Annotated in this window: 11 protein-coding genes and 2 pseudogenes; 10 read left to right on the top strand and 3 right to left on the bottom strand. The window is 44.9% G+C overall.

Annotated elements, in window-relative coordinates; all coding sequences use genetic code 11:
* The 4 genes and pseudogenes from PSE7429_RS25465 to PSE7429_RS17155 form a co-directional block, all read left to right on the top strand.
* Nucleotides 1-293, top strand: a pseudogene (locus PSE7429_RS25465) (IS66 family transposase); the annotation flags it as partial.
* A 37-nt stretch (nucleotides 294-330) separates the two neighbouring features.
* A pseudogene (locus PSE7429_RS27300) lies at nucleotides 331-630 on the top strand (POTRA domain-containing protein); the annotation flags it as partial.
* Between the two features lie 3 nt (nucleotides 631-633).
* The gene (locus PSE7429_RS17160) at nucleotides 634-1,899 is read left to right on the top strand and encodes a ShlB/FhaC/HecB family hemolysin secretion/activation protein (RefSeq protein WP_009628557.1); all 1,266 of its coding nucleotides are present in this window, start codon (nucleotides 634-636) and stop codon (nucleotides 1,897-1,899) included.
* Between the two features lie 406 nt (nucleotides 1,900-2,305).
* Nucleotides 2,306-4,042, top strand: coding sequence for a M48 family metalloprotease (locus PSE7429_RS17155; protein ID WP_009628556.1), 1,737 nt, complete (start codon nucleotides 2,306-2,308; stop codon nucleotides 4,040-4,042).
* A gap of 145 nt (nucleotides 4,043-4,187) precedes the next feature.
* On the opposite strand, the gene PSE7429_RS17150 is transcribed toward PSE7429_RS17155, so the two are convergent.
* Nucleotides 4,188-5,849, bottom strand: a complete 1,662-nt coding sequence (locus PSE7429_RS17150) for a GMC oxidoreductase (protein WP_009628554.1) — start codon at nucleotides 5,847-5,849, stop codon at nucleotides 4,188-4,190.
* A 218-nt stretch (nucleotides 5,850-6,067) separates the two neighbouring features.
* On the opposite strand from PSE7429_RS17150, the gene rpsU reads away from it, so the two are divergent.
* Nucleotides 6,068-6,259: a 30S ribosomal protein S21 gene (gene rpsU, locus PSE7429_RS17145; RefSeq protein ID WP_009628553.1), complete on the top strand. Its 192-nt coding sequence runs from the start codon at nucleotides 6,068-6,070 to the stop codon at nucleotides 6,257-6,259.
* A gap of 247 nt (nucleotides 6,260-6,506) precedes the next feature.
* Here the strand turns inward: rpsU and PSE7429_RS17140 are convergent, their stop codons facing one another.
* Entirely contained in the window at nucleotides 6,507-7,040 is a 534-nt protein-coding gene (locus PSE7429_RS17140; protein WP_009628552.1) for a thermonuclease family protein, read from the bottom strand.
* A 47-nt stretch (nucleotides 7,041-7,087) separates the two neighbouring features.
* A complete protein-coding gene (locus tag PSE7429_RS17135; RefSeq protein WP_009628551.1) occupies nucleotides 7,088-7,588 on the bottom strand; it encodes an LmeA family phospholipid-binding protein in 501 nt (166 codons plus the stop codon).
* 315 nt (nucleotides 7,589-7,903) lie between these two features.
* Here PSE7429_RS17135 and PSE7429_RS17130 point away from each other — a divergent pair, with 315 nt between their 5' ends.
* The 5 genes from PSE7429_RS17130 to PSE7429_RS17110 all read left to right on the top strand — a co-directional run bounded on the left by PSE7429_RS17130 (nucleotide 7,904) and on the right by PSE7429_RS17110 (nucleotide 11,983).
* Nucleotides 7,904-8,515, top strand: a complete 612-nt coding sequence (locus PSE7429_RS17130) for a sigma-70 family RNA polymerase sigma factor (RefSeq protein WP_009628549.1) — start codon at nucleotides 7,904-7,906, stop codon at nucleotides 8,513-8,515.
* Nucleotides 8,512-9,015, top strand: coding sequence for a hypothetical protein (locus PSE7429_RS17125; RefSeq protein WP_009628548.1), 504 nt, complete (start codon nucleotides 8,512-8,514; stop codon nucleotides 9,013-9,015). Before PSE7429_RS17130 ends, PSE7429_RS17125 begins: the two co-directional genes overlap by 4 nt.
* 44 nt (nucleotides 9,016-9,059) lie before the next feature.
* Entirely contained in the window at nucleotides 9,060-9,731 is a 672-nt protein-coding gene (locus tag PSE7429_RS17120; protein ID WP_009628547.1) for a Spy/CpxP family protein refolding chaperone, read from the top strand.
* Between the two features lie 207 nt (nucleotides 9,732-9,938).
* Complete coding sequence (locus PSE7429_RS17115; RefSeq protein ID WP_009628546.1) at nucleotides 9,939-10,955, top strand: COX15/CtaA family protein; 1,017 nt, start codon at nucleotides 9,939-9,941, stop codon at nucleotides 10,953-10,955.
* Nucleotides 10,956-10,990: 35 nt separating this feature from the next.
* Entirely contained in the window at nucleotides 10,991-11,983 is a 993-nt protein-coding gene (locus PSE7429_RS17110) for a heme o synthase (protein ID WP_009628545.1), read from the top strand.
* Nucleotides 11,984-12,120: the final 137 nt, after the last annotated feature.

The following is a 12,120-nucleotide window of genomic DNA, read 5'->3' as shown; positions in this document are numbered from 1 at the left end:
CGTCAACCAAGCCATTTCAGACTGGTTGCCCAAGGTTGGATATGCCGCAGGGCTTTTGTTAAACTCCCTCAAGAAAAAATACAGCTCAGTGGTGGTATTTTCTTGATGATCCCCTTGTCCCCCCTGATAATAATCGTGCCGAGCGTAATCTCAGGCTTGCCGTTACCAAACGCAAAGTTTCTGGTGGTTCCCGTTCTATGGATGGCTTACACAATACCGCCGCTTTGTTGACGGTTATTCAAACCTGTAAAGCTCAAGGTAAATCTGTCATTGATTTTTCCGTCAAGCTTTAATTGATCCTTCTTCTATTTCTCTCATTCCTATTCTTACCTGAATTCTTACGATCATTCTTCTCTGACTTCTCCATCTCAAGTTGCTCAAGTTCAAACTTCTCAAACTCAAATCACTCAAGCAATTCCAATTAAAAGAATTGAAGTTATTGGCAGTACAGTTTTCGATGCAGCGAAGCTCAGTCCCATCATCGAACCTCTCGAAGGGAAATCAGTTACGGAAGAGCAACTCATAGCCGCCACCAATGCCATTACCCAACTGTATGTCAGTAATGGCTATGTCACTTCTCAAGCTCTGTATACTCCTCAAAGTGTCATTGATGGCGTTGCCAAGATTCAGGTTTTGGAAGGAAAAGTCGAAAAAATCGAAGTTGTTGGTGTTAATGCACTTAATCCTGACTACGTGCGATCGCGAACTGAGCTAGGAATTGGTACTCCCCTCAACACCAATAACGTCGAAGATCAACTGCGGCTTCTCCGTGCCGATCCCAATTTTACAAGCGTAGATGCTAGCCTCAAAGCTGGTAGCAAAGCTGGTTTGAGTATACTCACGATTACAGTTGTTGAGGCAAATCAACTGACAGGTTCTGTCAGTTTTGATAACTTCTCACCTCCTGCGGTTGGGTCTGAGCGCATGGGCGCAGGGCTAAACTACCGCAATCTTTTTGGCTTGGGAGATGTATTTACAGCCAATTATTACAGAACCACAACAGGTGGCTCTAACCAATATGATTTTGGCTTTAGCATTCCCGTCAATCCGATGAATGGAACTGTCTCACTTCGGGTTGCACCCAGCAACTATCGCATTACCCAGTCACCATTTGATGTCTTCAATATTCGTGGCAATAATGAAGTTTATGCGGCCACTTATCGACAGCCTTTGATTCGCAATCCTCGCGAAGAATTTGCGCTCTCTCTAGGCTATGAATATCAAAGAGGTCAGACATTCCTATTTAACGATCTTGCAGTACCATTTGGAATTGGACCTGAATCCGATGGAACTAGCCGCACTAGTGTATTTAAATTTGGGCAAGACTATACCAGTCGCGATACAGAAGGAGCTTGGTCTTTGCGATCGCAGTTTAGTCTTGGGACGGGCTTATTTGGTGCAACTTTTGTTACTAATCCTAGTGCAGCTTTCCTTAGCTGGCTAGGGCAGATTCAACGAGTTCAGGTTCTTGGTACTGACACAATTTTGATCGGTTCTTTGGATACTCAACTGTCGGCTGATCCGCTTTTACCCTCGCAGCAGTTTGTGATTGGTGGTGGGCAATCGTTACGTGGCTTCCGCCAAAATGCGCGTTCAGGTGATAATGGGATTCGCTTTTCTGTGGAGAGTCGATTTGTGGTGGCGCGAAATGAGGAAGGTCGCACAGTTCTCCAGTTAGCTCCTTTTATCGATCTCGGCACTGTTTGGAATAATTCCAGAAATCTCAATTTGCTTCCTAGTCAAAACTTTCTAGCTGGTGGTGGATTGGGTATTCTTTTCGAGCCAGTTAAACGGCTAAACCTACGGCTTGATTATGCGCTTCCATTTGTTAATCTCAGTGATCGCGGCTCTAATTTGCAAGAGTCTTCGCTTTATTTCAGCATCGGCTACCAATTTTAGAAACCATTTTAGAAACCATTTACAGCGCATTGCGCTCAAACCCAAACAAGGAAATTTTTGAAAGCGTTGCTTCGCAACGCTTTCAAAAATTTCCTTGTGGTTCGTTTGAGCGCGAAGCGCTGTAAAAGCATATGTACGGGGAAAATGATTGGTACTTGCATTCGGTGGAGAAGGAACAATTAATATTAGGGTTTTTAATCTTTCTTAAATAGCATGATCAGAGCGATCGCTATATCATATCTACAAGTATCTAGGTGCAATTAAATATAAAACCCCAAAAACTATGGCTCATACGCAGCGAGCGCCACAGGTTTTAGGGTTTTACATTTATTAATTAAGCCCACTTACTTAGCGCTCCATCAAGCAACAATTACGGGACTAATGCTAACAACCTAGAGAGGCTTTTATGTCCATATCAAACTCAGAACTACCTCGTAAAGCGGGACGAGCCAAACAAGCTGGAGCTATTCTGGCTACAGCTAAAGTCGCAGGCAATCTTGCCCTTGCATCTAGCGTTACGATCGCTTTACTCGTAGGGATCGTATTTTCTTTAGTTGCTGCCACTATTTTTATCGTCGATAGTTCCAATCCCGCTCTCGGATTTGGCCTTGCCGCGCTCTTTACCATTGCATTCAATGCGATCGTATTCTTTATATCGCCTTGGATTATGGATTTAGTTCAGGGCTGGCTTTATCATACGCGTTGGGTCAAGATTGAAGAAATCGAACGACTCAGCCCTGAATCTGCCCATACAATTCAGCGCATTTGCAGTCTCAAAAAGATTAAACAGCCACGTATTGGCATTATCGATGACAATAATCCCACCGCCTTTACCTATGGAGCCTTGCCAGATAGCGCTCGGATAGTGGTCAGTGCGGGGTTATTTAAATATCTCGATGATGATGAAGCGGCAACGGTTTATGCCCATGAGCTAGGGCATATCGTTCATTGGGATTTTGCCGTGATGACTGTGGCTTCTACTTTAGTCCAAATTACCTATCTGCTCTATATCACCATTCATGAGATTGGCAAAAAAGTAAATGACGAACGGGCTGAAAATGCAGCGGCGATCGCTGCTTTTATTGCCTATGTTTTCTATATTGTGGGCACCTATCTATTACTCTATCTATCGCGCACTAGAGAATACTTTGCCGATTGCTTTGCCGCCGAACAAACGGGCAATCCCAATGCTCTATCGCGTGCTCTGGTTAAAATTGCCTATGGCATCATTCAAGAAACAGGGAAATCAAAGGAACCCAGCCGTTTAATGCAGGGTACTCGCGCGATCGGTATTTACGATGCCAAGGCAGCAGCAACCACAGGTACGGCTTACCAAATTACTTCCTCTCCTGAACAGATCGGTCGTCTATTTCTCTGGGATCTCTTTAATCCTTGGGGTTGGTGGATGGAATTAAATTCCACTCATCCTCTGACAGGCAAACGGGTTCGCGCCCTCAGTAACTACGCCGAGCAACTGGGGTTAGAAATGGAATTCGATATGGGGCGCGTGGCTGCTGAGGGTAAGCTGCTCGACAAAAAACGCCTTTACGGTACTTTCTATCAAGATGTTCTGCTCTATGGTGCAGAGTTTATCGCGATTGTAATCGGTTTAGCGATCGGAGCATTTCTATTTGGGCGCGGATTGCGAGGAGTGCAAGCATTTTTTGCCATTCCTTTAGTTTTATTGGGTGGGGTAATGCTATTTAAGCGATCGATTATGTACCCCAGTTCTCAAAATGCACCAGCTAGCGATGTGATTACCCTCATGTCTGATGCCTATGCCAGTCCTCTACGCGGTCAACCTGTACAGTTGGAAGGAACCTTGATCGGTCGTGGCGATGCGGGCTACATATTTGGTTCCGATATCATGCTGCAAGATAAATCAGGTCTAATGTATTTGCTCTATGCTTCCCGTTGGGGACCTTTAGGCAATTTCTTTTTTGGCATGAAGCGTGTACAAGGCTTAATTGGTTCTGAGACCAAGGTAAAAGGATGGTTCCGTCGTGGTGTTGCTTCTTGGATGGATTTAGAGCTTCTATCTACAGCTAATGGCAACAAAGTTTCCAGTCATCCCGCTTTTTGGGGGCTATTATGGTCAATCGTCTTTTTGGCGGGAGGTACATTACTATTTTTTGCAAAATAGTTCTTTCAGCGCTTTGCGCTTCAATCTAAACCAAAAAATTTTTTGTATATACCCCAATAAGAGAAGGGCGGCGCTTCACGCCGCCCTTCTCTTATTGGCAGTATAGTTAAAGAATAGAACTAGAGATCGTGCCGCTTCATCCTTGCTAGAAAACTCCTTTACGTAATTGCTCCGAGATAAACTCGCTAGCCCTCGCGGTGATTGCCATTTCGGTCAAAGTGGGACTTTGCCAACCAGAGGAAGTCCAGCAGGCTCCATCGGTAACAAAGAGATTGGGAGATTCCCATAACTGATTATGTTCGTTCACTACTGAATTAGTGGGCGAAGTTCCCATTCTCGCGCCCCCAACTTCATGGATGTAATAACCTGGAGGAGCCGAAAAAGCCATTATCTCTTCCATGCGACTTACAAACTCCGAAAAGACGGGAACATGAAAGATATCCGTTAACTGCATACTCTTGCCTCCAGCGATCTTGATGATTTCATCAATCTGTCTATGCATATGGTCGAGCATTAAATGTTCGTTGTCTGACCAAGCACATTCAATATGAGGCACGGGAATGCCCCAAGCATCAACTACATCAGGATTCAGTTCGATCTGGTTGCGATAGCGTGGCAAGACCTCGCCATGGGCAATCATAAAGCCAATGGAGCCATCGCCAACCTTACGCAAAACGTTTGGCAAATCAAAACGTTGTACACCGCCCCAAATGCCATAGCCCCGTAAAAATCTTTCTTGCTGAGATGCCAAATTACTGAAGCAAGGAATGAAGAAGCTATCGCATCCCGATAGGTCGAAGGGTTTGGGAGTCTGCTTGATATGGGGGAGTAAAAAGAAGGTGGAAGTGGAAACGTGATCCATGAGGTAATGTCCTAACATTCCTGAGGGATTAGTTAGACCAGCGGGTTGATACTGCTCCGTAGAATGCAAAAGAATCCGCACCGACTCAATTGTGGAAGCGCATAAAATCACCGTTCTTGCGAAGACTTCATGGGCTTGCTTCGTTTGGCGATCAATAAATACTACCCCACGAGCTTTATGGGTATTGGGATCGAAGATCGCATGGCTGACCACAGCATCCGATCGCAAAGTCACATTTCCCGTCGCGATCGCCGCTTTGAGAGAGGAACCCAAACTGGAATACATCGGCCAGGGCTGAGATGGCGTAGGGCGGTGTATTCCAAACCCCCGTGAAGGGATGAGCCGACGGTCAGACCATTTTTTTTCTACGATTTCTTGCAGATACTGTTCGGCGGGCGTGAGGGGCAAAGTAGGTTGATATTCCCCATCGGGAAGTTGGTCGAGCCCCTCTTGGGTACCGCGCACCTGAAAGAATTTTTCTAATTTGCTGTAGTAGGGTGCAAGATCGGCATAGGCGATCGGCCAATCCTGATCGTATCCGTCGCGACTTGCGGCTTTAAATTCGTAGTCAGACAGTCGAAGGGTAATACCGCCCCAAGTAAGACTTTTGCCACCGACCTGACGACCGCGAATCCAGTAAAAGGGTTTCTCTGGTGGCGTGGTATAGGGATTATCCTTTTCATCAACGAACAGATCGGGGTTAGCTTTCCAATAACCAGGATGCATCGATTGATAGGACTGACGTTTCGAGATCGCAAGGTTATAAAAACGCTTTGCCATATCCTTGACATTATTGCCTAACTCGGTAGGCGCGGGAGTCCGACCAGCTTCTAAGACAAGGACTTTTAAACCCCTTTCGCTCAATTCTTTGGCAGCAACCCCGCCATTGGCTCCAGAGCCAACTACGATCGCATCATAAACTTCTGTAGAAGGATGGGGACTCATGTTATTTCTTGACAGACCTTTTGCTTAGAAACAGCTATATATTGATATATTGACGGAAAATGATCCCCAAAAATGAGCTAATCGCGATTTTCCTTGCATCTCCAAAAATAGACTTTACAACTTTGGCTTAGATTTGCTAAGCTAGATACCCGTCGCCTAAATTAAAATGCGCCAAACTACAGCATAATTAAGAACAATACTTTGCTACCTAAATAAGCATGACTCAAATAATCGTTGGTGAAAATGAAGGGATTGAATCGGCTCTACGTCGATTTAAGAAAAAAATCCAAAAAGCTGGCTTACTAGCAGATATTCGTCGCTGTCAGTATCACGAAACCGCAGGCGAAAAACGTAAGCGTAAGGCTGAAAATGCCAAACGTCGCGGTCGTTTCCGTCGTCGTGATGTCTAGATATAGAACCAGATATAAAAAGGGCTGTGCAATGCACAGCCCTTTTTATATCTGGCTTTAAGGGTATTCTCCAAGAGTATTCTCCAAGAGATAAGTAGCAGCGCAAAGCACCGCCACTTATAGGAATTTGCACTGTATCTTTTGGGGTTAGTTACTTAATTTAACGTGAATTTGGGATGATTTGAAACGGGCTTTGAGCAAGGGTTTGCCAGCTTAACCCGAACTGACGTTATTTAGACGAACTGGGTTAATAGCCAACACCTAATAACTTATGCTCGCGGCGAAACTGACTCGGTAATATAACATCAGGGCCATTTGCCCAGACTCCGAGGCGATTGCTCTGTGCTTTTTGTTCGATCGCTTCGTATTCTGAACAGTCCTTTTCTTGAAGGCGATCGTAATGGGCAAGTCCGAGGGACACCATAACTTTATTGGCATTTTGCCCACCCGCTAAGACCTCGCCATAGTAGCGTCCAAATTTATCTTTTTTAAAAACCTTGACAGCGATCTCTTCATCATCAAGGACATTTTGTAATACTTTGCGCGCATGTTCACCTTCTGCTTGCAATAGCTCAGGCGCATCAATACAGGCAAGATGCACTTTGGTTTTAATCCCGCGATCAATCAGCGTAATGTTATCGCCATCAAATACCCTAACCGCAAACGATGTCGCCCATGATGGTTGGATCGCGATCGCTAGGCAGCCCAATAGACAAAATAAATTGATCAACGCGATCGCCAACAATTTCTGAGATTGATAAATAAACTTAGCCAAGGACATGAAATAAATTAAAAGAATATCTTAGCTTTCTGGACTGGGAAAATAATTTAGGTAGCGGCGATCGCAAATTCACCGCGACATTTAGCCCGACCCTCGACAATCGCCAAATCATGCAGTGTAAATTCATCGCCTAGTTTATGTAATAACGTTTCGAGCAAAGAGCGAATTTGATCATCACTAGTAACGACAGGAGGCGCATCGGTAGCGATCGCTTCTAGAAAAAGAGGAGAGCGCAAACAACTTTGCAAATCTGCGGCGGAAAGCTCTACATCCATAGTGACGCGGATCGGATCGAGCAGTCTTAACGTTTCCCCCTTGAGGATCTGCGCGATATTGAGATGGATCGCCTCAGCGCATAGGTCAATATTGGTAACCGCTAAGCCTTGATATTTTGCCCCTACCCCAATTACATTCGCTTTAGGAATGTCACCACTGAGGATCTGGCGACTTTTACCAGCGATCGCAATTTCGATAGATTCAATATGTTCGACCTGCGATCGTAACCATAGTTTAATGATAGGAATTAATACAGAGCTAACAACAGACATGAGTAGAGCCTTTTAGAGATAACCATATTTAGGAATAAATTTAGGAATAAATTTAGGAATGAACCTTTTTGAGATCACGACGGTCAAAACCTATAAGTTGATTACCAACGATATTGCCTCAATTATTGCCTCAATTATTGCCTTAATGAGTAATTAATGAGTAATTATTGTCTCATTGAGCCTCAATAAGTCCCAATAAACAAGTCCCAATAAGTCCCAATAAACGAGTCCCAACAAGTATAGTTGCTCTCATGGTCTTAGGAATAGCCGCTTTTCTCCGCCCATATTCCTTATCTCTACGATGGTTGATAGTAGATGTTCAAAACGGTAATCACCAATATCGAAGAACCTAGTCTTAGCGATCCCGATCTAAGTATCGTGCAAGCTTGCTTGCAAGGCGATCCCCATGGCTTTAAAAAGCTCTATCAACGTCATCAGCAAAAGGTGCGCTCAACGCTATATCAGCTATGCGGCACGGATGGTTTAGATGATTTGGTACAGGATGTCTTTTTACGAGCATGGAAAGGATTACCGAAATTTCGTCAATCTTCGCAGTTTTCGACATGGCTCTATCGGATTGCCTTTAACGTTGCGAGCGATCGCCGCAAAGCTCTAGCCAAAATGCGATCGCGCAATATTAATGTGGAAGACGAGCAACTTGCTAATTTTGCCGATGAGGCGATCGCCCGTGATGGTGATTCGCAGCCGAACCTCACCCAAATGCATTATCAAGACCTAATGCAGCGCGGTTTAGCCAAGCTCAGTGAAGATCATCGCACCGTACTAGTACTGCACGATTTAGAAGAGTTACCTCAAAAAGATATTGCCGAAATTTTATCCATTCCTGTAGGCACGGTGAAATCAAGATTGTTTCATGCCCGCAGTGCCATCAAAAAGTTTTTAGAAGCGCAAGGAGTCGAGTTATGAAAAATAAATATACTCAGGAACCACAGGATTTTAGCGAAGATTTTGGTGGAGAGGCCCCTAAAAATTCTCACGAATCCTCTTCGCACGACTCCTTAGTGTCTTTTCTCAAGCAGCACAAATCGACCGCGCCACCACCTGCCCCCAATTTTGAGCAGCAGCTATTTGCGGAGATTAGTAAATATCCCCAACCTGCTACCAAACCATTCAAAGCAAGTCTGCGGCGTTGGCTCCCTTGGGCTTTGGCGATTCCTGTGGCGATCGCCACAGGGGTAGCTTTTAATTGGGCAACGAGTCGAACGCCCCAGTATCAAATTGCCAATGCGCCCAATATTACCCAAGGGAAACCCCAAGGGAAAATGATCGGTGAAGCCGACAGAGCTGATATCGAGCAATCACTTATCTATAGTTGGGACGCTAGTGACAATACTGCCACCCCAAGCTCGTCCACCTCAACAGACAACCAAATTTTGTCGGAGCTATCCCCCCTTGAATATGAGTGATTTTGACTATTTATTGAATTATTTATCGAAAAATTGAAGATGCTATGTTCAAATCTATTTTAAGTTCCAAGATATTTCGCTATGTCGCCCTCACTGCTGCCGTGGTTGGGGCTAGCAGCATTTTTTTGAGTAGTAGCAATATTTTGCAATCGCAACCACAGGGGCAATCTCTCAGCCAATCCCAAGTTGCCAGCCAGCCGCAAGTAAAGTCGGATAACCATCCTCAAACCTTAGCCGAAGAAATCCCATCGCCAAAGCCAGAAAACCATCCCAATCGCTCTGAAAGTGCCGATATGCCTTCGGGCAAAATTTTAAAGCAGTTAAATTTATCCACCGAGCAATTACAAAAACTTAAGGAGGTTCGCGATCGCGATCGTGATCGCATTCGCGATCTGTCCCAACAGTCGCGGCAAGCCAATCGAGAGCTGCGGGATTTGTTAGCTAGTAATGAAAGTAGCGCCGTAATTCGCCAGAAACATACGCAAGTTTTAAATCTTCAGCAGGAGCTCCAAAAGCAACATTTTGAAAGAATGTTGGCTATGCGAGATATCTTGACCCCTCAACAGCGATCGCAACTCAATGAAATCATCCAAAAAAATCGTCCCGATCGTTCTCCCAATCGCCCCAAAGAGAGCATTAGAGACAATATTAGAGACAATATCAAAAATCGCATAGATAATCGTTTGGAAAATTTCCGCGATCGCCCAACCCTATGAAGCCGACCGTGATAACCAAGAAAAAGCCCTGCTATGCAGGGCTTTTTCTGCGATCGATGTCAAAACTTAACGAAGAAATTAACGAAGAAATTGTTAAGTCCTCCTACCAAATCTAGAACTGCTCTTAATATGAATCGTAACTATTATCAATACTTCTGTTGAGTTTTATCAAGATTCACGAAGAAAGCCTGAACCTCCTACACTTGCATGACTGATTCTTTATCTTCTTACAAAGCAGCACGAGCGGCTGAACACCTGACTAATAGTAATTCTGAAATTAACGCTGAAAGTAACCCTGAAATTAGAAACCGAGTTATAGTTCTGCTCCGTAGCATTGCTTTGGGAATTGCGATCGCCACTTGGATGGTGATGGCGATTGGCAGTGCTACTCGCGTGATGAATGCGGGATTGGCTTGCCCTGATTGGCCGCTGTGCTATGGATCGGTATTACCTGCCGAGCAGATGAACCTCCAAGTTTTTTTAGAATGGTTTCATCGTCTGGTTGCCTCTTCGGTCGGATTTGCCACCATCGTTCTGTTTGGCGCGAGCTGGTATTTCCGCAAATCGTTACCAAGTTGGCTGCCTTGGGCGACTTCGGGTTCATTATCTCTGGTGGTTTTTCAGGGCATTTTGGGCGGATTGACCGTAACCCAATTATTAAGGTTTGATATCGTCACGGCTCACTTGGGCACGGGGTTATTATTTTTCTCTAGTTTGTTGGCGATCGCTTCTACCTTGAGCCAGCAATCAAGTTCGGCAAATCATCTCGGCTCTAAAAAAATTGCTTGGTTAGGGCTGTCGGCAGCAATTTTTGTGTACTTACAAAGTATTCTTGGGGCGTTAGTTGCTTCGCAATGGGCTCTGCATCAATGCTTTGCTACACAGGATATGTGCGTGGTTTTGAATGCCCATTTATTAGGTGTAATTCCTGCAAGCATCTCTAGCATTGCCGTTGTCGTGGTGACATGGCTTGCTAAGACAATCTCGCCTTGGCTACGGCGCATTTCCCTGCTTGTCGGTTTACTAGTCTTTTCACAAGTAGCGATTGGCTATGCTACCTACAAACTACATTTACAAGTTGAACCATTAACGATCGCCCACCAAGCGATCGGCTCAGCATTACTCGGAACCCTTGTTTGCTTTACTGTATTAGCATTTCGAGCGGCTAAACAAGATCCATCTCAAACCAAAGAACAGAATCAAGTGCAACCTGCGATTCGCTAACCGTAATCTGCAAAATATTTTAGGAGTTAAGCGTAATGCAAGAAACAGCGATCCCAGAAACTATATTTGCTGAGGCTGATCGATCAAATCAATCGGCTCGCGATTGGCGCAATGTCATTCAAGATTACACAGAGTTAACCAAACCTCGCATTATTGTCCTCTTACTAATCACTACCGCAGGGGCGATGTGGATTGCCTCTAAAGGTCAAGTTGATGGATTATTAATGTTGACTACGGTCTTGGGGGGAGCGATCGCCGCTGCTTCGGCAAATGCGATTAACTGTCTGTACGATCGCGATATTGATGCCAAAATGGAACGCACCAGTTGGCGACCAATTCCGTCGGGGCGGATTAGCCCTTTGCAAGCACTCATCTTTGCGATCGCCTTGGCGATGATTTCCTTTACTTTGTTAGCAGTCTGTGCCAACCTTCTTGCCGCTTGTTTGGCAATGTCGGGCATCGCTATCTATGTTGGTGTTTACACAATTTGGCTCAAGCGTTCCAGCACCCAAAACATCGTCATTGGTGGAGCCGCAGGGGCAATTCCTCCCCTCGTGGGCTGGGCGGCTGTCACGGGTGAATTGAGTTGGGCAGCATGGGTGTTATTTGCGATTATTTTTGTGTGGACTCCTCCCCATTTCTGGGCTTTAGCCCTAATGATCCGCGATGAATATGCCAAGGTTGGTGTGCCTATGCTGCCAGTAGTTAAGGGTGCAGAAGTAACTGCCAATCAGATTTTGGTCTATACATTGTTAATTATTCCCGTATCCTTGTTGCTGGTTTATCCTTGCAATGTCATGGGGTTAGTCTATGGCTTTTCGGCGATCGCCTTAGGCGCGACTTTCATTTATAAGGCAACCCAGCTATTAAAAGAACCGAGCGATCGCAATATTGCCCGTTCTGTGTTCAAATATTCGATTCTCTATTTGGCTTTACTTTGTGTGGCGATGGGGATTGATAGTTTGCCCTCAGCCCATATCTCTAGCCAACAGGCGATCGCTTTATTAAAAATACCAAGTAGTTTTTAATACCAAAGCTCAAAATGGCGTAGCCATTTTGAACTTGGAAAACCCTTACTGGGTTTGGTTTTTAACGTGAGTTCGGAATAATTTGAAACGGGCTTAGAGAAAGGGTTTGCTACGCAAACCCTTTCTCTAAGCCCAAA

Origin of the sequence: Pseudanabaena biceps PCC 7429 (genome assembly GCF_000332215.1) — a bacterium.
Classification (GTDB): domain Bacteria; phylum Cyanobacteriota; class Cyanobacteriia; order Pseudanabaenales; family Pseudanabaenaceae; genus Pseudanabaena; species Pseudanabaena biceps.
This window is presented reverse-complemented; position numbering and strand designations above follow the sequence as displayed.